Here is a 23,312-nt window from a genome sequence, read left to right as displayed (position 1 = left end):
GACATTCGCATCAACATACGCAGCGAGGAGAGGACGCAGATGCCGACCAGGGAGACCAACGCCCCGATCGCCGTACCCCGCGGGCTCGCGGGCGTCGTCGTCACCGACACCCGGGTCGGGGACGTGCGCGGTCGCGAGGGCTTCTACCACTACCGCCAGTACTCGGCCGTCGAACTGGCCCGGACCCGCACCTTCGAAGACGTCTGGCATCTGATGTTCCACGGGGAACTGCCGGACGCCGAGGGGCGTGCGGCGTTCGCCGCCGAGACCGCGGCCCTGCGGCGGCTGCCCGCCGACGTGGAGGACGTACTGCCCGCGCTGGCGCGGTCCAGCGCCCCATCCGGGCCGCTCGCGGGACTGCGTACGGCCCTTTCGATGATGGGCGCGTCCGCCGGGCTGCGCCCGCTGTACGACATCGATCCGGCGCGCCGCCGGGCCGAGGCACTGGCGGCCTGCGCGGCCGTCCCCACCCTGCTCACCGCGTTGCACCGACTGGGGCAGGGGCTGCCGCCGGTGCCGCCCCGCGAGGACCTGCCGTACGCGGCGAACTACCTCTACATGCTCACCGGCGCCGAGCCGGAGCCGCGGCAGGTGCGCGCGATCGAGCGGTATCTGATCTCCACCGTCGACCACGGGTTCAATGCCTCGACGTTCACCGCCCGCGTGATCGCCTCCACCGGCGCCGACCTGGCCGCCTGCCTGGTCGGCGCGATCGGGGCCCTCTCCGGCCCGCTGCACGGCGGCGCACCCAGCCGCGCCCTCGACACCCTCGACGCCATCGGCACCGCCGACCGCATCGACTCCTGGGTGCGCGAGCGGGTCCTGGCGGGTGAGCGCATCATGGGCTTCGGGCATGCGGTCTACCGCACCGAGGACCCGCGCTCGCGCATGCTGCGCGAGATAGCCGAGGAGTTCGGCGGCCCGCTGGTCACGCTCGCGACACAGGTCGAACAGCGGGTGGAGGCGATCCTCGCCGAGCTCAAGCCCGGCCGCGAGCTGCACACCAACGTGGAGTTCTACGCGGGCGTGGTCATGGAGCTGTGCGGGCTGCCGCGCGCCATGTTCACCCCGACCTTCTGCGCCGCCCGCGTCGTGGGCTGGAGCGCGAACATCCTGGAACAGGCCGAGGACCCCAAGATCATCCGTCCGGCCGCGCGGTACGTCGGGCCGCCCCCGCCGCAGCCCGTGCCGATGCCCTGACGGCGGGGACGGCGGCGCCCGCACCGGGGCGCGGGCCAGGGCGTGGCAGGGCCGCGGCACCGGCAGGGTGCCGCGGCCCGTCGTCCGTAGCAGCCCGTTGTGAGCCGCGGCCCGTCGTCCGTACCGGGTGTGGAACCGGCGGCTACACCGTCCCGGCGACCGCCGCCACCGGCTTGGCCAGCGGCACTCCCGAGCCGTCGCGCCGCGGATCCGGCTCCGGCAGCTGCGCCGCGGCACCGGTCGCCGTCGCCGCGCGGGCCGGGGAGGCACCCGCCCAGGCCAGCACCAGGCAGTCCTCGCCCTTGAGGAACCGCTGGCAGCGCACCCCGCCGGTGGCCCGGCCCTTGCGCGGGAACTGGTCGAACGGCGTGAGCTTCGCCGACTGCTGCACCGAGTCGTCCAGCGTGCCCCGCGCGCCCGCCACCGTGAACACCACCGCGTCGACCGCGGGATCCACCGCCGTGAAGGCGATCACCTTCGCCCCGGACCCCAGCTTGACGCCCGCCATGCCGCCCGCCGGACGGCCCTGCGGCCGCACCTGGCTCGCCGGATACCGCAGCAACTGCGCGTCGTCGGTGATGAAGACCAGATCCTCCTCGCCCGTGCGCAGTTCCACCGCGCCGACGATCCGGTCCCCCTCCTTGAGCCCGATGACTTCCAACTCGTCCTTGTTCGCCGGATAGTCGGGAACCACGCGCTTGACCACGCCCTGCTCCGTGCCGATCGCGAGCCCGGGGGAGGACTCGTCCAGCGTCGTCAGGCACACCAGCCGCTCGCCGTCCGCCAGCGACAGGAACTCCGACACCGGAGCCCCGCCCGCCAGGCTCGGGGCGGCCGCCGTCTCCGGCAGCATCGGCAGGTCGATCACCGGCATCCGCAGCAGCCGCCCGGCGGAGGTCACCGCGCCGACGACGGCGCGCGCCGTCGCCGGGACCGCGGAGACGATCACGTCGTGCTTGTGCCGCTTGCCGTCGTCGTCCCCGGCGAAGGGCTCGGCACCCGCCGTACGCGCCAGCAGCCCGGTGGAGGAGAGCAGTACCCGGCACGGGTCGTCCGCCACCTCCAGCGGCACCGCGGACACCGGCGCGCCCGCCGACTCCAGCAGCACCGTCCGCCGCTCCGTACCGAACTTCTTGGCCACCGACGCCAGTTCGGAGGAGACCAGCTTGCGCAGCTCCGCGTCCGACTCCAGGATCCGGGTGAGCTTCTCGATCTCCTCGTTGAGCCTGTCGCGCTCCGCCTCCAGCTCGATGCGGTCGAACTTGGTCAGCCGGCGCAGCGGGGTGTCCAGGATGTACTGGGTCTGGACCTCCGAGAGGGAGAAGCGCGCGATCAGGGACTGCTTGGCCTCCGCCGCGTTCTCACTCGATCGAATGATCCTGATGACCTCGTCGATGTCGAGCAGCGCGACGAGGAGGCCCTCCACCAGGTGGAGCCGGTCCTGCCGCTTGGCGCGCCGGAACTCGCTGCGCCGCCGCACCACGTTGAAGCGGTGGTCGAGATAGACCTCCAGCAGCTCCTTCAGCCCCAGGGTGAGCGGCTGGCCGTCCACCAGGGCCACGTTGTTGATGCCGAAGGACTCCTCCATCGGCGTCAGCTTGTACAGCTGCTCCAGCACGGCCTCGGGGTTGAAGCCGTTCTTCACCTCGATGACCAGGCGCAGCCCGTGCTCGCGGTCGGTGAGGTCCTTGACGTCGGCGATGCCCTGGAGCTTCTTCGCGCCCACCAGGTCCTTGATCTTGGAGATCACCTTCTCCGGGCCGACCGTGTACGGCAGCTCGGTGACGACCAGGCCCTTACGGCGCGCCGTGACGTTCTCCACGGACACCGTCGCACGGATCTTGAACGTGCCGCGCCCCGACTCGTACGCGTCCCGGATTCCGCCGAGCCCGACGACCCGGCCGCCGGTGGGCAGGTCGGGACCCGGCACGAACCGCATCAGGGTCTCCAGGTCCGCGCCCGGATGCCTGATCAGGTGGCGGGCGGCGGCGATCACCTCGCCCAGGTTGTGCGGCGGCATGTTGGTCGCCATGCCGACCGCGATCCCGGACGAGCCGTTGACCAGCAGGTTCGGATACGCGGCGGGGAGCGCGACCGGCTCCTGCTCACTGCCGTCGTAGTTGGGGGCGAAGTCGACGGTGTCCTCGTCGATCGACTCGGTCATCAGCGACGTCGCCGACGCCATCCGGCACTCGGTGTACCGCATCGCGGCGGGCGGGTCGTCGTTGCCGAGCGAGCCGAAGTTGCCGTGCCCGTCGACCAGCGGCACCCGCATGGAGAACGGCTGCGCCATGCGCACCAGCGCGTCGTAGATGGAGGCGTCACCGTGCGGGTGGAGCTTTCCCATCACCTCGCCGACGACCCGCGCGCATTTCACGTACGAGCGCTCCGGGCGCAGCCCCATCTCGTTCATCTGGAACAGGATGCGGCGCTGCACGGGCTTGAGCCCGTCGCGGGCGTCGGGCAGGGCTCGCGAGTAGATGACCGAGTAGGCGTATTCCAGGAAGGAGCCCTGCATCTCGTCGACGACGTCGATGTCGAGGATGCGCTCCTCGAAGTCTCCCCCAGACTTCGTCCGGGAGGTGCCCCCACCGGTGGACGGGGTCTTCGTGCTGCGGCGGGCCATCGCGGCTGCGGCTCCTTCAACTGGCGAGGCTGGGTCTTATGCCGACCATTGTGGACCGCCGCACTGACAACGCCGACCGCGACCCATGATCGGGGCGGGATACGGGGTCGGACGCACGTCCGGACGCCGGGCGGGAACTTCGCCAGATGTCCGCGCGCTTGCATACAGTGACAGCACCTGCTCATCACGCGGTTGCGCAACTGTTCCCGCACGCGATCGAAGGGACGTACATGCCCATGGGTCACACGGCCACGCAACAGGCCGGTTCCGGCGGCCTGACAGCGACCGAGCACCGCCTGGCCAACGGCCTGCGGGTGGTGCTCTCCGAGGATCATCTGACCCCGGTCGCCGCCGTCTGCCTCTGGTACGACGTCGGCTCCCGCCACGAAGTCAAGGGGCGTACCGGTCTGGCTCACCTTTTCGAGCACCTCATGTTCCAGGGATCGGCCCAAGTGAAGGGCAACGGCCACTTCGAGCTGGTGCAGGGCGCGGGCGGCTCGCTCAACGGCACCACCAGCTTCGAGCGCACCAACTACTTCGAGACCATGCCCGCCCACCAGCTCGAACTCGCGCTGTGGCTGGAGGCCGACCGCATGGGCTCCCTCCTGACCGCGCTGGACGAGGAGAGCCTGGAGAACCAGCGGGACGTGGTGAAGAACGAGCGCCGCCAGCGCTACGACAACGTCCCCTACGGCACCGCCTTCGAGCGGCTGGTCGCCATGGCCTACCCCGAGGGCCACCCCTACCACCACACCCCGATCGGCTCGATGGCCGATCTGGACGCCGCCTCCCTGGAGGACGCGCGGAACTTCTTCCGTACGTACTACGCGCCGAACAACGCGGTGCTCTCGGTCGTCGGCGACATCGACCCCGAGCAGACCCTGGCCTGGATCGAGAAGTACTTCGGCTCCATCCCCTCCCACGACGGCAAGCAGCCGCCGCGCGACGGCACGCTGCCCGACGTCATGGGCGAGCAGCTGCGCGAGGAAGTGCGTGAGGAGGTTCCCTCCCGCGCCCTGATGGCCGCCTACCGCCTTCCGCACGACGGCACCCGCGAGGCCGACGCCGCGGACCTGGCGCTCACCGTCCTCGGCGGCGGCGAGTCCTCCCGCCTCCACAACCGCCTGGTGCGCCGTGACCGCAGCGCGGTGGCCGCCGGCTTCGGCCTGCTGCGGCTGACGGGCGCGCCCTCGCTCGGCTGGCTGGACGTGAAGACCTCCGCCGGGGTCGAGGTGCCCGACATCGAGGCCGCCGTCGACGACGAGCTGGCCCGCTTCGCCGCCGACGGTCCCACGCCGGAGGAGATGGAGCGCGCGCAGGCCCAGCTGGAGCGCGAGTGGCTGGACCGGCTCGCCACCGTCGGCGGCCGCGCGGACGAACTGTGCCGGTTCGCCGTGCTGTTCGGCGACCCGCAGCTGGCGCTCACCGCGGTCCAGCGGGTCCTCGCCGTCACGGCGGAGGAGGTACGGGAGGTCGCCGCCGCGCGGCTGCGCCCCGACAACCGCGCGGTGCTCGTCTACGAACCCACCGAGCCCGAAGGCCAGTCCGCCGACGAGACCGCCGACGAGACCGAGGAAGCGAATCGGTGAGCGACGCACACGAGGCCACCGGCCCGCAGATGATCATGATGCCTGCACCTCTGCGCCTCGGGGGCGGAGAAGCGAACAAGGAGACACTGTGAGCGACGCCGTCACCTCCGCCATGACGTTCCACCCGCAGCCGCAGGCCGGCGTCGCCAAGCCGTGGGCGTTCCCCGCCCCGGCCCGGGACCAGCTGCCCAACGGCCTGACCGTGCTGCGCTGCCACCGCCCCGGCCAGCAGGTCGTCGCGGTCGAGATCAACCTGGACGCGCCGCTGGACGCCGAGCCCGACGGCCTCGACGGCATCGCGACGATCATGGCGCGGGCCCTGTCCGAGGGCACCGACAAGCACACGGCCGAGGAGTTCGCCGCCGAGCTGGAGCGCTGCGGGGCCACCCTCGACGCGCACGCCGACCACCCCGGCGTCCGCGTCTCCCTGGAGGTCCCGGCCTCCCGGCTGTCCAAGGCGCTCGGCCTGCTCGCCGACGCGCTGCGCGCCCCCGCCTTCCCCGACGGGGAGGTGGAGCGCCTGGTAGCCAACCGCCTGGACGAGATCCCGCACGAGCTGGCCAACCCGGGCCGCCGTGCCACGATGGCGCTGTCCAAGGAGCTGTTCCCGGCCGACTCCCGGATGTCCCGGCCCCGCCAGGGCACCGAGGAGACCGTGCGGCGTATCGACGCCGCCGCGGTCCGGGCGTTCTACGAGGCGCATGTGCGCCCCGCCACCGCGACCGCGGTGATCGTCGGCGACTTCACCGGTGTCGACCTGGACCAGGCCCTGGCCGACACGCTCGGCGGCTGGACCGGCGGCACGGCGCCGCAGCACCCGTACCGGCCGATCACCGCTGACGACACCGGCCGGGTGGTGATCGTGGACCGGCCCGGCGCGGTGCAGACCCAGCTGCTCATCGCGCGGATCGGTGCCGACCGGCACGACCGCGTCTGGCCCGCGCAGGTGCTCGGCACCTACTGCCTGGGCGGCACCCTCACCTCCCGGCTCGACCGCGTGCTGCGCGAGGAGAAGGGCTACACCTACGGCGTGCGCGCCTTCGGGCAGGTGCTGCGCTCCACCCCGGAGGGGACGGGCGCCGCGATGCTCGCCATCACCGGCTCGGTGGCCACCGAGGTGACCGGCCCCGCCCTGGAGGACACCTGGAAGGTGCTCCGCACGCTGGCCGCAGAGGGGCTGACCGACGAAGAGCGGGATGTCGCGGTGCAGAACCTGGTGGGCGTCGCCCCGCTCAAGTACGAGACGGCGGCGGCCGTCGCGGGCACGCTGGCCGACCAGGTCGAGCAGCACCTGCCGGACGACTTCCAGGCCCATCTGTACGCGCGCCTGGCGGAGACCGGGACGGTGGAGGCCACCGCCGCCGCGGTGAACGCCTTCCCCGTCGACCGGCTCGTCACGGTGCTCGTCGGCGACGCCTCGGTCATCGAGGAGCCGGTGCGGGCGCTCGGGATCGGTGAGGTCAAGGTCGTCACCGGCTGACGAGGGCTCACCGGATACGGGATGAAGCGGAACTCCGGCGTCACATAGGACGCCGGAGTTCCGCTTGTCCGTCCCCTGATGAGCCCGGTGTCCGATTTGGCCAAGAGGCTTCCTGTCTGCCCTGTGGCGAGTGCAACAAAAACCCGGATCCGTTTGGTGATTGAAAGATCGTGCGTCTAGCGTCGTTCCGGCTGTTCGTCAGATTGCGTCGCACCCGCGGCCCGGACAGCCATCGCCGAGTCCCCGACGCGTGAGCCGAGGGGAGCCGGGGACCCAAGTCCCCTGGGGTGAATCGGGTGCCTCTCCGGAGGGATCCGTAGGAGACCTTCCTGCTCCGAACCCGTCAGCTAACCCGGTAGGCGAGAAGGAAGGAAAGGAGTACGCCGACTTATGGCGTTCACCCGTCCCACCGGGAAGCACCGCCGTCCTCGCCGCACCCCTCTCACCGGTACGCACATCGCCGGTATGGCCACGCTCGCCGCCTCCGGCGTCGTCGCGACCGTCGCCTCTCCCGCGTTCGCCGCGCCCGACGACTCCCCGCGCTTCGAGGACACCGGCCTGAACCAGGCGATCGTCGTCGACGACCGCCTCGCGGACGAGATCGACGTCCAGGCCGCCAACCAGGAGCGGGCGGCCCAGGTGGCCGCCGCCAAGCAGCAGGCGGAGGCGGAGGCCCGCAAGGAGGCCGCCGAGGCCAAGCGGAAGGCCGAGGCCGCCGCGAAGAAGGAGCGGGCCGCCAAGGAGCGCGCTGCCCGCGAGGCCGAGCGCAAGCGCCTGAACACCTACGTCGCGCCGATCGCGGGCTCTTACGTCTCCACCCAGTACCACGCCTCCAGCGGTCTGTGGTCCTCCGGCAGCCACACCGGCGTGGACTTCCACGCGGCTTCGGGCACCAAGGTGCAGGCGGTCGGCTCCGGCACCGTCGTCGAGGCCGGTTGGGGCGGCGCGTACGGCAACAACGTCGTGATCAAGATGAACGACGGCACCTACACCCAGTACGGCCACATGTCGTCGCTCAGCGTCACGGTCGGCCAGACCGTCACCCCCGGCCAGCAGATCGGGCTGTCGGGCAGCACCGGCAACTCCACCGGGCCGCACCTGCACTTCGAGGCGCGCACCACCGCCGAGTACGGCTCGGACATCGACCCCGTCGCGTACCTGCGCGGCCACGGCGTCGCCATCTGACACCGAGCTCTTCCCGACAGGCCCCGGCCCCCGGCCGGGGCCTGTCGCGTGCTCGCCTTGGCCAAAAAATATCCATGAAATCAGTCCGGCCGTCGGAAATTCCCGCCGTTTGGAATAGAGTCACGGAACACGCGTCAATCGGCTGCGTTTCGCGGAGATTAAGGCGGAGGTTTCGACCATGCGGGACCGGAAATGACCGGCGAGACGACTGCGATCCAGGGCGGTCGCCGGATTTCGGCGCATGCGGTGTGCACGGCGATTCGCGACGACATCGTCTCCGGTGTGTATCCACCCGGCAGCCGACTGGGCGAGGAACTCCTCGCCGGCCGCTACGGCGTCTCACGCGTGCCGGTGCGCGAGGCGCTGCGCACCCTGGAGTCCGAGGGGTTCGTGACCACCAGGCGGCACGCGGGCGCCTGCGTCGCCCGGCCCTCCGAGCGGGAGGCGGCCGATCTGCTGGACATTCGCGCACTGCTGGAGCCGCTGGGCGCGGCACGCGCCGCCCAGCGGCGCACCGAGGCCCATCTGAAGGTGCTGCGCGGCCTGGTCAGGCTGGGCCAGGAGCGGGCCCACCGAGGGCAGCTCGGTGAACTGCGCCCGCTCGGAGACTGGTTCCACGAGACGCTCGCCCAGGCCTCCGGCAGCCCGAGCCTGGCGGGGTTGCTGGGGCAGCTCCGTCGGAAGATCGACTGGGTGTACGCGGCCGACCCGGCGCGCGTCCCGCCCCCCGTGCCGCGGGCCGGCGTCCGGAGCGAGTCGGCGACGGCGCGTGCCATGGAGGTGTGGCGGGGGCACGGCGCGCTGGTGGATGCGGTGGCGCGGGGGGACGCCGAGCGGGCGCGCGAGCTCGCCGCGGCGCACGCGGAGCGGTCCCTGGCGGAATACCGGTCGCGCCGCCCGTTCGCGGTGAGCGGTCCGAAACAATCCGTAAACACTGCGCGCGTCAGGAATTAACAGCCAGCCCGTATACAAGAGTTCTGCGCCGAAAGAGGTGCGCGGTGGATTTCGCGCGCCCCGGTGGAATTCCGGCCGCACCGGAATGGGGCGCGGCAATGACAAAGGCCGTGGCAATGACAAAGGCCGCGGTGTCCGTGTTCGGACACCGCGGCCTCTTGGTGCTCGGAATCGCTGGGAATCGCTCGGCAATCTCTGGGAATCGCTGGGAACCGCGGCGATTCCGTGCATCAGACGGTCTCCGGAAGCTCCTCAAGCCCCTCGGCGACCAGCTTGGCCAGGCGGTCGAGCGCGGCCTCGGCGCTCTCGTCCTCCGAAGCGAGGACGATCTCCTCGCCGCCCTGGGCGCCCAGGCCCAGTACGGCGAGCATGGAGGCGGCATTGACCGGGGTGCCGTCGGCCTTGGCGATCGTGACCGGGACGCCCGACGCGGTCGCCGCCCGGACGAAGATCGAGGCGGGACGGGCGTGCAGGCCCTCGGCCCAGCCGACGGTGACGCGGCGCTCAACCATGGTGTAGCCCTTCAGGTCGTTGCTAGTTGTCTAGACCAGTGTCTCATGGTGCCGAGAGTGGTCCGAAGCGGACTTCGCCGGTGCCCGCGCGGAGCGGTGTCGCTGTCAGCGCCTCCGCATACGCTGGCCCCATGCAGACCGCGTCAGACCCGGACCGCCACACCTACCCGGCCCACTGGGAGGCCGACGTGGTGCTCCGCGACGGCGGCACCGCGCAGATCCGCCCCATCACCGCGGACGACGCCCAGCGCCTGGTCAGCTTCTACGAGCACGTCTCGGACGAGTCGAAGTACTACCGCTTCTTCGCCCCCTACCCCCGGCTCTCCGCCCGCGACGTGCACCGCTTCACCCACCACGACTACGTCGACCGGGTCGGTCTCGCCGCCATCGTCGGGGGCGAGTTCATCGCCACCGTCCGGTACGACCGGATCGACGAACGCGGCATGTCCGCCACCGGCCCGGCCGACGAGGCCGAGGTCGCCTTCCTCGTCCAGGACGCCCACCAGGGCCGCGGGGTCGCCTCCGCCCTCCTCGAACACATCGCGGCCGTCGCCCGCGAGCGAGGCATCCGGCGCTTCGCCGCGGAGGTGCTGCCCGCCAACACCAAGATGATCAAGGTGTTCACGGACGCGGGCTACACGCAGCAGCGCAGCTTCGAGGACGGTGTGGTCCGGCTCGAGTTCGACCTCGAACCCACCGACCGGTCCCTCGCGGTGATGCGGGCCCGCGAGCAGCGCGCCGAGGCCCGCTCCGCCCAGCGGCTGCTGGCCCCCGGCTCGGTCGCGGTCATCGGCACCGGCCGCGCGGTCGGCGGGGTCGGCCGCACCGTGCTGCGCAACCTCCTCGACGGGGGCTTCACCGGTCGTGCGTACGCGGTCAACCACGCCTTCCCGGAAGGGCAGACCGTCCTGGAGCCCGAGGGCGTCCCCGCCCACCGCTCCATCGGCGAGATCGCCGAGCCCGTCGACCTCGCCGTCGTCGCCGTCCCCGCCGCGAGCGTCCCGTCCGTCGTCGCCGACTGCGGCGAACACGGCGTCCAAGGGCTGGTCGTCGTCTCCTCCGGCTACGCGGAGAGCGGTGCCGAGGGCCGCGCCCGCCAGCGCGAACTGGTCCGGCAGGCCCGCGGGTACGGGATGCGCGTCATCGGACCCGGCACCTTCGGCGTCATCAACACCGCGGCCGGCGTGCGGCTCAACGCCTCCCTCTCGCCCGAGATGCCGCTGGCCGGGCGGGTCGGGCTGTTCACCCAGTCCGGCGCCATCGGCATCGCCCTGCTGTCCGGCCTGCACCGGCGCGGCGCCGGTCTCGTCGGCCTGTCCACCTTCGTCTCCGCGGGCAACCGGGCCGACGTCTCGGGCAACGACCTACTCCAATACTGGTACGACGACCCCGACACCGACATCGCCCTGATGTACCTGGAGTCCATCGGCAACCCGCGGAAGTTCACCCGGCTCGCCAAGCGCACGGCGGCCGTCAAACCGGTCGTCGTGGTCAAGGGCTCCCGGCACAGCGGCAGCGCGCCGCCCGGCCACGCGGTGCCGACCTCCGCCATCCCCGATGCCACGGTCTCCGACCTGCTGCGGCAGGCCGGGGTGATCCGCGTCGACACGGTCACGGAGCTGGCCGACACCGGGCTGCTGCTCGCCTCCCAGCCGCTCCCGGAAGGCCCGCGCGTCGCCGTCCTCGGCAACTCCGAGTCGCTCGGCCTGCTCACGTACGACGCCTGCCGTACGGAGGGACTGCGCCCGCTGCCGCCCCGCGACCTCACCACCGGCGCGGGCCCGGCGGACTTCGGCCGGGCCCTGGCCCAGGCGCTGGCCGACGACGCCTGCGATGCCGTCGTGGTCAACGCCATGCCCTGGGTCGGCGACGCGACCGCGTCCGAGCTGGCCATGGCACTGCGCCAGGCGGCCGCCACGGCCGCCGCGAGCGGCCCGACCAAGCCGGTCGCGGTGGTCCACCTGGAGATCCCCGGCCTGGCGGAAGCCCTGGCACAGCCGGCCGCGTCCGGTGCCCCGCCGCGTGGGGCCGAGACCACGCCGTACGGGAACGAGACCGCGCCCGCCTCCGCGGGAGCGGGCCCCGCGAGCCGATCGGGTGGCTCCACCGCCGACAGGCCGGACGGCGACCGCGCTGCCGCGCGGCAGGGCGCGGCCCCGGCCGCGGGCCCCGGTGGAGCGGTCGTGCTGCCGGGCGGCACGCGGCGGGTCGTCGCACCTGACGGCGGGCCGGGCGCAGCCGCGTCCGGCTTCCCGCCGACTGCGGGCGGGGCCGCTTCCGGTCGGCCGGAAGCGGCATCCGCCGAAGCGTCCGGAGGCGCGGGCCCCTCCCGCGCGGCGGGGCCGGAGGGGAGCCCCCGTATCCCCGCCTATCCCGCCGCCGAACGGGCCGTGCGTGCCCTCGCCGAGGCCGTGCGGTACGCGGCGTGGCGGCGGCAGGCTGCCGAGCCCGGGCGGGTCCCCGAGTACGACGACATCGACGAGGCCGGGGCCGCCGCCGACATCGAGGTGCTGCTCGCGGGCGAGGAGCCCCCGGTCCGCGAACCCGGGGCCCACGCGGCCGGCGGCCCGGCCGCCTCCATCGCCGACGGCCCGGCCGGGGCTCCCGTGGCCACCCCAGCCCACGGTCTCGCGGGGGCTCCCGTAGACACAGGCACCCCAACCCCCGCCGACGACCGGGCCGCACCCTCGGAGCCCCAGGACCCCGTCGCGGCCCCCGGCGTCGGGCTCTCCGCCCCCGACGCGCAGCGGCTGCTCGCCCGGTACGGCATCAGCGTGCTGCCCGCGCTGCCCGCGCCGGATGCCGACGCCGCCGTGGACGCCGCCACCCGCCTCGGGTTCCCCGTCGCGCTCAAGCCCACCGCCCCGCACCTGCGCCACCGCACCGACCTCGGCGGGGTCCGGCTCGACCTGGGTGGCGAGGCGGAACTGCGGCGGGCCTACGCGGAGTTGACCCAAACCCTCGGCGGCCCCGAGGAGCTGCGGCCGGTCGTCCAGCGCATGGCGCCGCGCGGCGTCGACACCGTCGTACGGGCCGCCATCGACCCCGGTGCCGGGGCCGTGCTCTCCTTCGGACTCGCCGGCGCCCCCTCCGAGCTGCTCGGCGACACCGCCCACCGGCTCGTCCCCACCACCGACCGCGACGCCGCCGAGCTGATCCGGTCCATCCGCACCGCGCCGCTGCTCTTCGGCTGGCGCGGTTCCCAGCCCGTCGACACCGACGCCCTGGAGGAGCTGCTGCTGCGCGTGTCCCGGATGGTGGACGATCACCCCGAGATCGTCGCCGTCGATCTCGAACCCGTCGTCGTCGCACCGAGCGGGCTGTCCGTCCTGGGCGCTTCCGTGCGACTCGCCCCGCCACCGGTCCGCAGCGACCTGGGCCCGCGCCATCTGCCGAACTACTGACCGCCCGGTGCCGCCGGGGGAGGGGCCCGGCACCGGTTCGGCCCCGTAGGATGGGGTTCATGGCGAAGACCGGTACGACGACCCAGGGGCTGCGCGCGGCGATCGAGCGCAGCGGCTACTACCCGGCACTCGTTGCCGAGGCGGTGGAGGCCGCCGTGGGCGGCGAGCGGGTCGGGTCGTACCTCGTCCACCAGGAGACCACCTTCGACTCCAACGAGGTCCGGCGCCATGTCACGGTCCTGGTCCTCACCGGCACCCGCTTCATCGTCAGCCACACCGACGAGCAGGCCGCCGACACCACCTCCCCGACGCCGTACGCCACCACCTCCACCGAGTCCGTGAAGCTGGACCGGATCTCCTCGGTCGTCCTCAGCCGCGTCGTCGCCAACCCCGAGTCGTACACCCCGGGCACGCTGCCCCGCGAGGTCGTCCTCACCATCGGCTGGGGCGCCGTCAACCGTCTGGACCTGGAGCCCGCCGCCTGCGGCGACCCCAACTGCGAGGCCGATCACGGCTACACCGGCTCCTCCACCGCCGACGACCTGAGCCTGCGGGTCAGCGAGGCCGGCGACGGCCCCGACACCGTCCGGCAGGCCCTCGCCTTCGCCCAGGCGCTCTCCGAGGCCACCACGGACACCGGCCGCTGATGTCCGGTCCGACCTCCGGCTCCGCGCCCGCCGGTTCCCCCTGGTACCAGCCGCCCGTACTCGACCCGCGCGCCGCCCCCGTACCCCGCTACGGCACCGGTTCGCTGGCCGACCTGCTGCCCGCGATCGCCGGGGGCCAGGGCGTCCCGGGGCTCGCCTCCGGCCTGGAGCTGGCTCCCGCCGACCGGGTCTGCGTCTTCCTGATCGACGGTCTCGGCTGGGAACTGCTCAAGGCCCATCCCGCCGAGGCGCCCTTCCTGACCTCGCTGCTGTCCAGCTCCATGAACGGCACCGGCACCCCGCTCACCGCCGGTTTCCCGTCCACCACCGCGACCTCGCTCGCCTCGGTGGGCACCGGCCTGCCGCCCGGCGCCCACGGCCTGCCCGGCTACACCGTCGTGGACCCCGCCACCGGCGCCCTGATGAACCAGCTGCGCTGGCAGCCGTGGACCGACCCGTACGTCTGGCAGCCGCACCCCACCGTGTTCCAGCTGGCCGACGCCGCGGGCGTGCACACCTGCCAGGTGTCCGCCCCGACCTTCGAGCAGACCCCGCTGACGAAGATCGCGCTCAGCGGCGGCACCTTCCACGGCCGGCTCTCAGGCGAGGAGCGGATGGACCTCGCGGCCGAGCAGCTCGCCGCCGCGGACCGCTCGCTGGTCTACACGTACTACAGCGAGGTGGACGGCAAGGGACACCGGTTCGGCACCGACTCCGACGAGTGGCGCGGCCAGCTGATGTACGTCGACGGGCTCGCCCGGCGGCTGGCCGAGCAGCTGCCGCCCCGCTCCGCGCTCTACGTCACCGCCGACCACGGGATGATCGACATCCCCTTCGACCCCGAGTCCCGGATCGACTTCGACGAGGACTGGGAGCTGCGCGCGGGCGTCGCCCTGCTCGGCGGGGAGGGCCGCGCCCGGCATGTGTACGCCGTCCCCGGTGCCGCCGCCGACGTGGCGGCGGTGTGGCGCGAGGTACTCGGCGACCGGATGTGGGTGGCCACCCGGGACGAGGCCATCGAGGCGGGCTGGTTCGGGCAGCCGGATCACGCCGGCGGCGTCGACCCGCGGGTCTACGGCCGGATCGGCGACGTCGTGGCCGCGGCCGCCGACGATGTCGCGATCGTCGCGTCGCTGACCGAGCCGAAGGAGTCGGCGATGGTCGGACTGCACGGTTCGATGACCGCCGTCGAGCAGCTCGTCCCGCTGCTCGAAGTGCGCTCCTGACCGCCCGGGCCCGCCGCCGCGGTCCCGCACGTCCGCGCCCGAACCCACCCCGCGCCCCCTCCCACCCGGGGCCGCGGGGGACCCCCATCGTGTCCCCGACTCCCGTATCCACGAAAGGCGTTACCACCACCATGCCCGAGCTGGTGTTCTTCTCCGGAACCATGGACTGCGGAAAGAGCACCCTCGCTCTGCAGATCGAGCACAACCGCTCGGCACGCGGACTCCAGGGCCTGATCTTCACCCGCGACGACCGGGCCGGAGAGGGGCGGCTCTCCTCCCGGCTCGGGCTGGTCACCGAGGCGGTGGAGGCGAGGGAGGGGCTCGACCTCTACGCCTATGTCGTCGCCCAGCTCACGGCCGGCGGCCGGGTGGACTACGTCATCGCGGACGAGGCCCAGTTCCTCGCCCCGCTCCAGATCGACCAGCTGGCCCGTATCGTCGACGATCTCGAACTGGACGTCTTCGCCTTCGGAATCACCACCGACTTCCGCACCAAGCTCTTCCCCGGATCCCAGCGCCTGGTCGAACTCGCCGACCGCATCGAGGTGCTCCAGGTCGAAGCGCTGTGCTGGTGCGGCTCTCGGGCCACCCACAACGCGCGCACCGTCGGCGGGCAGATGGTGGTCGAAGGCGCCCAGGTCGTCGTCGGCGACGTCAACGGGCTTGGCGGCGAGGTGGGTTACGAGGTGCTGTGTCGGCGCCACCACCGGCGCCGGATGACCGCCGCCGCGGCCCGCGCCGGCGCGCTGTCCCCGGACGTACTGCCCGTGGACACCCCGTCCGCGGCGGCGGCGCGGACGGCGGACGCGGCGACGGCCGATGCGGCGAGCCCCAACGGAGCGTCGCCACGCCGGTGAGTCTTGCGGCTGAGGCAGCGTCGCCGCGCCGGTGAGCCCCGCGGCTGAGGCAGCGTCGGCGCGCCTGAGCGCCGCACGCTAGCGGGGCGTCGCCACCACCCTGAACACCGCGCCCTCCGGGTCCGCGACGGTGGCCTGCCGCCCCGCCGCCCCCTCCCGCGGCGGCTCGATGACGCGCCCGCCCAGCTCCGTGACCCGGCGGACGGCCTCGTCGGTGTCCGCCACGCCGAAGTACGTGAGCCAGTACGGCCCCCGGTCCGGCGGCAGGGCATGGCCCACGCCGTGGATCGCGGCAACCTGGCGGCCGCCCAGATACATCGTCGCCCGGTCGACGCCGTCCGCCCCGTCCGCCCCGTCCGGTTCGGTCCGGTAGCCGAAGACGGCCTCGTAGAACTTGCCGACGGTGGCCGTCTCGTACGTGCGCAGCTGGTGCCAGACGGGGGTGCCCGGCGCCCCCGTCAGCTCCGAGCCCAGATGCTGCCGGCCCTGCCACACACCGAACACCGCGCCCGCCGGGTCCGCGGCGATCACCAGCCGCCCCGCCAGATCCGCGTCGAGCGGCCCCACGGCCACGGTGCCTCCGCAGCACCGGATCCGTTCCGCCGTCTCGTCGGCGTCGTCCGAGGCGAAGTAGGTCGTCCAGGCGATGGGAAGGTGCCGCTCGGGGGCGAGTTCACCGATACCGGCCACCGCGTGGCCGTCGAGCACTCCTCGTACGTACGCGCCCAACTGCTGTGGTCCGGGCCTGAAGTCCCAGCCGAACAGCGCGTGGTAGAAGCTCTCCGTCGTGGCCAGGCCGTGCACCATCAGACTTGTCCAGCAGGGCATGCCCGGTGCGCACCGAGCCGGTGCCTCGGTCATCTCACTCTCTCCTCGGACCATCGGGGTAGCCGTGCGGCACAGGCCGATCGGCTCCTCGGGGATGGATGGGGTGGTTCGGGACGGGGCCCGAGCAGATGCTCGCACCACCAGCCGCGCCGTGCGCCCTGGCCGCGCCGCATTTCCCGGGTTCCCGAAGGAGCATGCCCGTTTTCACGTGTCGCATCCTTTTCGGCCTCGTTGCCGGATGATGTCAATGCGACGCACACCGGGTATCCGGGCAGACCATTCGGCGCAGGCGTCACTACGCAAGGATGGGGTCTTATGAGTGACATCATCACCGCATCCGAACTCGGCAGCGAGTCGGCCGCCGAGCAGCCGCCGACCCTGTTGGACGTCCGCTACCAGATGGGCGGGCCGCCCGGCCGCCCGGCCTACGCCGCCGGGCACATCCCCGGCGCGGTCTATGTGGACCTGGAGACCGAACTCGCGGGCCCGGCCGGCGCCGCGGGCCGGCACCCGCTGCCCGACCTGTCCGTCTTCGCGGCCGCGATGCGCCAGGCGGGGGTGACCGCCGGGCGTGACGTCGTCGTCTACGACGGCGGCCAGGGCTGGGCAGCGGCCCGCGCCTGGTGGCTGCTGCGCTGGGCGGGCCACACCCGGGTACGCGTCCTGGACGGCGGGCTCGCCGCCTGGACCGCCGCCGGCGGCCCGCTGACCACCGAGGAACCCCCGGTCGCGCCGGGCGACTTCACCCCGGCGCCGGGGGCGCTGGAGTTGCTGGACGCGGACGGCGCGGCGGCGCTGGCGCGGCGCGGGGTGCTGCTGGACGCCCGCGCGGCGGAGCGCTACCGGGGCGAGGTCGAGCCGATCGACCGGATCGCCGGCCACATTCCGGGCGCGCTGTCCGCCCCGACCACCGAGAACGTGACGGCGGACGGGACGTTCCGGCCGGCCGCGGAGCTGGCCGACCGCTTCGCCCGGCTCGGTGCGAAGGAGGGAGTGGAGGTCGGGGTCTACTGCGGCTCGGGCGTCTCGGCCGCCCAGGAGGTGCTGGCGCTGGCGGTGGCGGGGGTTCCGGCGGCGCTGTATGTGGGGTCGTGGAGCGAATGGTCGTCGGACGGGACCCGCCCGGTGGCCACGGGCCCCCAGCCCGGCTGACGCATCCCACCCACTCGCCCGTCACGTACACACCGCGCGAGGCCACTCGCGGGGCGCGGGCGCTCGGGCGGGCGGGGGCGACCACCTCGCCGGGGTGGCCGCCTCCGCGCCGGGCGCCCCCTCGGCCCGTGGTGCTATGCCGCCCCAGTACGCCCCCTCGCGCCGTCCCGCGCCCGTCCCTGGCAGGGGTCCGATTCCGGCGGCCCACCGGGTTGTCGCAGGAGTGGTGCCACCGGCGGTCAGTCGCCGGAGCGGCGGGCGGGGACGCGTCGGGGCTCCTCCCCCCCCCATGCGGCCGCTGACGGCGCAGCCAATCGCCGGCCCACCTCACGGTGGGTCAGTAACTGCGCCGCACGAGTGGGGGCACCTCTGGAGGCACCCCCAGTGGCCGCACTGGGGGAGGCCGCGCTGGGGGAGCCCCAGAGCGGCCCCAACCCCGCCGCGACGCGAAGGCGCACCCGCAACGGCGCAGCACGCGTGCTCACCGCCGCCCGCCGCCGGGACAACGGCGAGGCGCACCTCGGCGCGGGGGCGGCGGCGCTAGTCCTGCTTCTTGCGGCGCGTACCGAAGACGATCTCGTCCCAGCTCGGCACCGCCGCCCGCCGGCCCGGCCGGACGCCGTCCGCCTCGGCCTGGCGGTCCGTCGTACCGGTGAGCCGCTCGCGGTGCCCGGCCACCGAACGCGGCATCAGCACATCCGCGTACGCCGCGCCCGCGCCCGCGCTCGCCGCGGGTGCCGGCGGCTCGACCGCCTCCTGTTCCGCCGCGGGCTCGTCCGGCGGCCCGTCCGGCGGCGGTGCCTGCTCGGGCACGATCATGTCGCCGCGGAAGCTCGGTACCGCCTCCAGCAGGCTGGTCAGCGAGTCGCGTTCGCGTTCGCCGCCGCCCCCGCTGTCGTCGGCGGCCACGGCCTCCGTGTCGGTGTCGGAGTGCGGCGCCGACAGGGGGCGTTCCAACCGCTCCAGCCGGTCGAGCCGGTCGGTGGAGCGCTCGGGGCGGTCGGGCCGCTCGGGCCGGTCGAGTACCCGGTCCCGGGGCAGCCGCGCGATCCTGGGTACGAACGGGAAGCTCGGCTCGGGCGTGTCGTCGGTCTCGCCGATCAGCGCCCGCGCTTCGTCGTCGACTGCCTGTACCAGCCGCCGGGGCGGGTCGTACGTCCAGCTCGCCGAGTGCGGCTCCCCGGCCACGCGGTAGACGAGCAGGACCTCCCACGTGCCGTCGTCACGCCGCCACGAGTCCCACTGCGCGGTGTCCTTCTCGGCGCCGCGCAGCAGCAGACGCTCCGTGACGGCCTCGCCGAGCTGCGGCCCGGTGTTCTCACCGGGGCGGCGGACGGGTGTCTTACGGGCACGCTCGGCCATGAACGCGCGCTCGGCCAGCACCGGTCCCTCGAAGCGGCGCACCCGGTCCACCGAGATGCCGGCCATCTGGGCGACCTCTTCCGCGGTCGCACCGGCTCGTATACGCGCCTGGATGTCGCGGGGCCGCAGATGGCTCTCGACCTCGATCTCGATCTGGCCGAGCCTGGCACGGTCGTTGCGCACCGCGGCGCGCAGCCGTTCGTCGATCGGTAGCGTGTACTCCGTGCTGTCCGCAGCCTTGAGCACCAGCCGTGTGCCGTCGTTGCTGACGGCCACGACACGCAGTTCGGGCATGGGGACCTCCCGGGTGGTGCCTGCCGACGTCACGTGCGTCGCTGCCGTTCTCCCGCTAGACGAGTGTGGCCTGCCCGGGTGCAGCCTGCCACAACATTGCCGAGTTGCCCGGCGTGTCGGGTCTGGGCCCCGATCCGCCGTTATGGCACGGTTACCTGTTCGCAACTCATAGTGACGGTCATCACTCTGTGCAGCAAGTCCCCTGCCATGTCGCGGCGCCGCCGGTCGAGTTGCCGCTGGTCGACCCCTCCCGCTGGGTCCGGGCGGCCGGACGGGAAAGCGGGGCCAAGGCTCGCCACAGTACTCCATTCGGGCCACCTGGGTGGACCGGCACGCCAGCCAAGTTCACGCCAGACGGCTGAGTTACGCCCCTTCGGCGCGACCGCCGGAGCAGGGCGGCGTGTCAAGTTTCACAGAAGCGTCAGAAATGGAACTACTCGCTTCGCTCGGAGGTCACTTGTGGTTGCAAGGTGGCACGAACGGTCGATCAAGGGCAGAGATGGGCGTCAGAGCCGAAAGTGAGGAAAAGTCGGCGGGAACCGGCGGAAAGGCGGAAACCCGACGTCTCGAGCTGAGTGTCGCTCAGGTCGCGGGCAGCGCACTGGCGGCTGTGGCCGCGGCCGTGCTCGCCTCCAAACTGGGTGTGTACGGAACCATCATCGGCGCCGGTGTGGTGAGCGTGGTGGCCACGGCGGGCGGCTCGGTCTTCCAGCATGTGTTCCGGCGTACCGGTGAGCAGTTGAAGGAAGCGACGGGCCAGGTCCGGCCCAAGTCCGGGACCGGCGCCCCCGATTCCCGCCCGGGCATGGGGGACTCCCGTGCCGACGCCCCCTACGGCGAGCTCCCCGCACCGCCACCCGCGCGGGACGCGTACGGCGACGCGACGACGCACGGCACGCGGCTGCGCGGCTGGAAGCGCCCCGCCCTCGCGGCGGGCGCGGTGTTCGCCCTCGCGATGGGCGCCATCACCGGGATCGAGGCGTTCTCCGGTGGGCCGGTGTCCAACGTCTGGGGCGGCGATCGCGGCGGCACCACCGTGGGCAACAGCGTGGGCGACGGCGGCTCCCGGCCCGCCACCCGGCGCCCCGACCCGGCACCGGGCACCTCGTCGCCGGGCGACGAGACCCCCGCAGGCGGCGTCGCGACGCCCACTCCCTCCCCGACCCCGTCGAAGACCCCGACCGGTGACGGCGACGGCACGTCCAGGCCGGACGGCACCGCCACGCCCACTCCGACCCCCACTCCCACCCCGACCCCCTCGCCGGGCACCGGGGATACGGGTGGTGACGGCGGGCAGGGCGACGGCGACGGCGCGGACACCGGAGCGACCACACCACCCGCGACCCCAGCGACCGGCGACTCCAACGGGGGCACCACCGCCGACCGCTGAGTCGCGTCCGGCCGCTGGGCGGCGTCAGGCTCCCAGCACCCGTCGCAGATAGTCGTTCCCGAAGACCCGCCCCGGGTCCAACCGGTCGCGCAGCGCGGTGAACTCCCCGTACCGCGGATAGACCCCGGACAGATACGCGGCGTCCCGGCTGTGCAGCTTGCCCCAGTGCGGCCGCCCCTCGTGCGCGGTCATGATCCGCTCGACCGCGGTGAAGTACGCCTGGTGCGGGGTGCCCTGGTACATGTGCACGGCGATGTACGCGCTGTCCCGGCCGTACGCGGTGGACAGCGGTACGTCGTCGGCGGGCGCGGTCCGCACCTCCACTGGGAAGCTGACCCGGAGGTCCGAGCGCTCCACAGTGGCCTTCAGCTCGCGCAGCACCTCGACGGCGGCCTCGCGCGGCACCGCGTACTCCATCTCCAGGAAGCGCACCCGGCGTGGGCTGGTGAAGACCTTGTAGGGGATGTCGGTGTACGTACGGCCCGACAGGGCGCGGCTGGAGACCCGGGCGATGCCCGGGATCGCGGCCGGAACCGCCCGCCCTAGCGCGCAGGCCACTTTGAAGAGCCCGTTGGACAGCAGCTCGTCGTCGATCCAGCCGCTCACCCGGCCGAGCGGGGCGGCGGGGCCCTCGGTGCGGTTGTTGCGCTTGGTGTTGCAGCGGTCGGTGTGCGGGAACCAGTAGAACTCGAAGTGCTCGTTGTCCGCGACGAGTTCGTCGAAGGAGCCGGTCACCCGGTCGAAGGACATGGGTTCTTCACGGGCGGTGAGCAGGAACTCCGGCTCCACCGCGAAGGTGATCGAGCTGACCACACCCAGCGCGCCGAGACCCAGCCGGGCCGCCGCGAAGACCTCCGGGTTCTCGGCCGCCGAGCAGCGCAGCACCGAGCCGTCCGCCGTCACCAGCTCCAGGCCGCGGATCTGCGCGGCCAGTGAGGCGCTGTCGCGGCCGGTGCCGTGGGTACCGGTGCTGGTCGCCCCGGCCGCGGTCTGCACCATGATGTCGCCCATGTTGGTCAGCGACAGCCCGTGCGCGGAGAGGGTCTCGTTCAGCCGCCGCAGCGGGGTGCCCGCCGCCACGGTCACCGTCCCGGCGGCGCGGTCCAGGCCGGTCACCCCGGTCAACCGGTCGGGCCGGATCAGCACCCCGTCGGTGGCGGCCACGGCGGTGAAGGAGTGCCCGGTGCCGGCGGCCTTCACCGCGAGGCCCTCGCCGGCCGCCGCGCGGACGGCCGCCGCCAGCTCCTCCGTGGACGCCGGGGTGACCGTCCGTACCGGATGGGCGGTGACATTGCCCGCCCAGTTACGCCATGTTCCGCTGCCCCGCCCGGTCCTCGTCTCGGTCATCCGCCCCTGACCTTCCCCTCGCCTGCGGTGTCACCCGCTGTGGCGCCGGCCGCAGCCGGCGGTACCCGAGGAAGCCCACCGCCGCCGCGAGCGCTCCGGACGCCGTCGAGACCACGTACCCGGCGCCGGCCCCGGCGGCGTCGACCACCGCGCCGGCGGCCGACGAGCCGAGCGCCGCCCCGACCGCGAGCCCCGTGCTCGTCCAGGTCATGCCCTCGGTCAGTTTCGCGCGTGGTACGTGCCGCTCGACCAGGGCCATGGTGGTGACCATCGTCGGTGCGATGGACAGGCCCGCGACGAAGAGCGCCACGGCCAGGAACGGCAGGCTCCCGACCAGTTGGAGGGGGATCATACTCACGGCCATGGCGCACACGCCCAGCAGCCACCGCCGGGCCGCGGACCCCTTGAGGTCCAGCAGGCCGAAAACCACGCCCGCCAGGCAGGAGCCGAGCGCGTAGACGGCGAGCACCAGGCTGGCCGCGGCCTTGTGCCCCTCCTCCTCGGCGAACGCCACGGTGACCACGTCCACCGCGCCGAAGATGGCCCCGGTCGCCACGAAGGTGGCCACCAGGACCTGCAGGCCGGGGGAGCGCAGCGCCGAACCGCCCGCGTGCTGCTCGCGCGGATGCGGCACGGGCTCGGTGGCGCGCTGCGCGGTGAGCAGGAAGACCCCGGCCGTCAGGAAGCAGGCGGCGAGCAGCGGGCCCGCCTCGGGGAACCAGGCGGTGGACAGCCCGATGGACAGGATCGGCCCCACGATGAAGCAGGCCTCGTCGACGACCGACTCAAAGGCGTACGCGGTGTGCAACTCACGCGGCGAGTCCTGGTAGATCGCCGCCCAGCGCGCCCGCACCATCGAGCCGACGCTCGGCACGCAGCCGGCCACCGCGGCGAACACGAACAGCGTCCAGTCCGCCCACCCCCGGTGCGCGCTCACCAGCAGTCCCGCCGCGCCCGTCGCCGCGACCAGGGTGGCCGGCCGCAGGACCCGGCGCTGGCCGTAGCGGTCGACCAGCCGGGATATCTGGGGTCCCACGGCGGCGGCGGACAGCGCCACGGCGGCCGCGAGCCCGCCCGCGAGGCCGTACCGGCCGGTGAGCTGCGAGATCATCGTGACGATGCCGATGCCCATCATCGACAGCGGCATCCGGCCGAGGAAGCCGGCCGCGGAGAAGCCCTTGGCGCCGGGTGCGGCGAAGATCAGGCGATAGGGACTGGGCACAGGGCAGCGCTCCGCCGGTCAGCAGGTAAGGGACGTA

At 73.2% G+C, this 23,312-nt stretch carries 17 protein-coding genes and 1 riboswitch; of the genes, 11 read left to right on the top strand and 6 right to left on the bottom strand.

The annotated features are described in order from the left end of the window. The first annotated feature begins 39 nt into the window (after positions 1–39). The gene (locus ACQUSR_RS07590) at positions 40–1,200 is read left to right on the top strand and encodes a citrate synthase/methylcitrate synthase (protein WP_431041787.1); all 1,161 of its coding nucleotides are present in this window, start codon (positions 40–42) and stop codon (positions 1,198–1,200) included. 142 nt (positions 1,201–1,342) lie between these two features. On the opposite strand, the gene ACQUSR_RS07585 is transcribed toward ACQUSR_RS07590, so the two are convergent. Beyond that, positions 1,343–3,826 (bottom strand): DNA gyrase/topoisomerase IV subunit A, encoded by a 2,484-nt coding sequence (locus ACQUSR_RS07585; protein ID WP_431041786.1) that lies wholly within the window; start codon positions 3,824–3,826, stop codon positions 1,343–1,345. A 230-nt stretch (positions 3,827–4,056) separates the two neighbouring features. On the opposite strand from ACQUSR_RS07585, the gene ACQUSR_RS07580 reads away from it, so the two are divergent. The 4 genes from ACQUSR_RS07580 (at position 4,057) to ACQUSR_RS07565 (ending at position 9,034) form a co-directional block, all read left to right on the top strand. Next, positions 4,057–5,415: a M16 family metallopeptidase gene (locus tag ACQUSR_RS07580; protein ID WP_431041785.1), complete on the top strand. Its 1,359-nt coding sequence runs from the start codon at positions 4,057–4,059 to the stop codon at positions 5,413–5,415. A gap of 112 nt (positions 5,416–5,527) precedes the next feature. Beyond that, a complete protein-coding gene (locus ACQUSR_RS07575) occupies positions 5,528–6,895 on the top strand; it encodes a M16 family metallopeptidase (RefSeq protein WP_431047436.1) in 1,368 nt (455 codons plus the stop codon). Positions 6,896–7,118: 223 nt separating this feature from the next. Beyond that, a riboswitch (cyclic di-AMP (ydaO/yuaA leader) is annotated at positions 7,119–7,271 on the top strand. Between the two features lie 14 nt (positions 7,272–7,285). Next, complete coding sequence (locus tag ACQUSR_RS07570) at positions 7,286–8,080, top strand: M23 family metallopeptidase (RefSeq protein ID WP_431041784.1); 795 nt, start codon at positions 7,286–7,288, stop codon at positions 8,078–8,080. A 192-nt stretch (positions 8,081–8,272) separates the two neighbouring features. Further along, positions 8,273–9,034 carry a GntR family transcriptional regulator gene (locus ACQUSR_RS07565; RefSeq protein WP_431041783.1) on the top strand — a complete coding sequence of 254 codons (762 nt, stop codon included), beginning with the start codon at positions 8,273–8,275 and terminating at the stop codon, positions 9,032–9,034. Positions 9,035–9,264: 230 nt separating this feature from the next. On the opposite strand, the gene ACQUSR_RS07560 is transcribed toward ACQUSR_RS07565, so the two are convergent. Next, entirely contained in the window at positions 9,265–9,546 is a 282-nt protein-coding gene (locus ACQUSR_RS07560) for an HPr family phosphocarrier protein (protein WP_431041782.1), read from the bottom strand. 131 nt (positions 9,547–9,677) lie between these two features. Here ACQUSR_RS07560 and ACQUSR_RS07555 point away from each other — a divergent pair, with 131 nt between their 5' ends. The 4 genes from ACQUSR_RS07555 (at position 9,678) to ACQUSR_RS07540 (ending at position 15,680) form a co-directional block, all read left to right on the top strand. After that, positions 9,678–12,950: a GNAT family N-acetyltransferase gene (locus ACQUSR_RS07555; protein WP_431041781.1), complete on the top strand. Its 3,273-nt coding sequence runs from the start codon at positions 9,678–9,680 to the stop codon at positions 12,948–12,950. Between the two features lie 59 nt (positions 12,951–13,009). After that, positions 13,010–13,597, top strand: a complete 588-nt coding sequence (locus tag ACQUSR_RS07550; RefSeq protein ID WP_431041780.1) for a DUF5998 family protein — start codon at positions 13,010–13,012, stop codon at positions 13,595–13,597. Then, the gene (locus ACQUSR_RS07545) at positions 13,597–14,823 is read left to right on the top strand and encodes an alkaline phosphatase family protein (RefSeq protein ID WP_431041779.1); all 1,227 of its coding nucleotides are present in this window, start codon (positions 13,597–13,599) and stop codon (positions 14,821–14,823) included. Before ACQUSR_RS07550 ends, ACQUSR_RS07545 begins: the two co-directional genes overlap by 1 nt. 131 nt (positions 14,824–14,954) lie before the next feature. Beyond that, the gene (locus tag ACQUSR_RS07540) at positions 14,955–15,680 is read left to right on the top strand and encodes a thymidine kinase (protein ID WP_431041778.1); all 726 of its coding nucleotides are present in this window, start codon (positions 14,955–14,957) and stop codon (positions 15,678–15,680) included. A gap of 78 nt (positions 15,681–15,758) precedes the next feature. Here ACQUSR_RS07540 and ACQUSR_RS07535 read toward each other — a convergent pair whose 3' ends face one another. Further along, positions 15,759–16,541 carry a VOC family protein gene (locus ACQUSR_RS07535; RefSeq protein WP_431041777.1) on the bottom strand — a complete coding sequence of 261 codons (783 nt, stop codon included), beginning with the start codon at positions 16,539–16,541 and terminating at the stop codon, positions 15,759–15,761. 282 nt (positions 16,542–16,823) lie between these two features. On the opposite strand from ACQUSR_RS07535, the gene ACQUSR_RS07530 reads away from it, so the two are divergent. Next, on the top strand, positions 16,824–17,660 hold the full coding sequence (locus ACQUSR_RS07530; RefSeq protein WP_431041776.1) for a sulfurtransferase: 837 nt from the start codon (positions 16,824–16,826) through the stop codon (positions 17,658–17,660). A gap of 540 nt (positions 17,661–18,200) precedes the next feature. On the opposite strand, the gene sepH is transcribed toward ACQUSR_RS07530, so the two are convergent. Next, on the bottom strand, positions 18,201–19,316 hold the full coding sequence (gene sepH, locus ACQUSR_RS07525; protein WP_431041775.1) for a septation protein SepH: 1,116 nt from the start codon (positions 19,314–19,316) through the stop codon (positions 18,201–18,203). A 610-nt stretch (positions 19,317–19,926) separates the two neighbouring features. Between sepH and ACQUSR_RS07520 the strand changes: the two genes are divergently transcribed. Then, the gene (locus ACQUSR_RS07520) at positions 19,927–20,706 is read left to right on the top strand and encodes a hypothetical protein (RefSeq protein WP_431041774.1); all 780 of its coding nucleotides are present in this window, start codon (positions 19,927–19,929) and stop codon (positions 20,704–20,706) included. 24 nt (positions 20,707–20,730) lie between these two features. Here the strand turns inward: ACQUSR_RS07520 and ACQUSR_RS07515 are convergent, their stop codons facing one another. Both ACQUSR_RS07515 and ACQUSR_RS07510 read right to left on the bottom strand, forming a co-directional pair. Beyond that, on the bottom strand, positions 20,731–22,053 hold the full coding sequence (locus tag ACQUSR_RS07515; RefSeq protein ID WP_431041773.1) for a D-arabinono-1,4-lactone oxidase: 1,323 nt from the start codon (positions 22,051–22,053) through the stop codon (positions 20,731–20,733). Next, positions 22,010–23,275, bottom strand: a complete 1,266-nt coding sequence (locus ACQUSR_RS07510) for an MFS transporter (RefSeq protein ID WP_431041772.1) — start codon at positions 23,273–23,275, stop codon at positions 22,010–22,012. The genes ACQUSR_RS07515 and ACQUSR_RS07510 overlap by 44 nt, the downstream gene beginning before the upstream one ends. Positions 23,276–23,312: the final 37 nt, after the last annotated feature.

Origin of the sequence: Streptomyces sp. P1-3, from assembly GCF_050613155.1 — a bacterium.
Taxonomy (GTDB): domain Bacteria; phylum Actinomycetota; class Actinomycetes; order Streptomycetales; family Streptomycetaceae; genus Streptomyces.
Note: the sequence above shows the minus strand (reverse complement) of the source record. Positions and strands in the feature narration are given on the sequence as shown.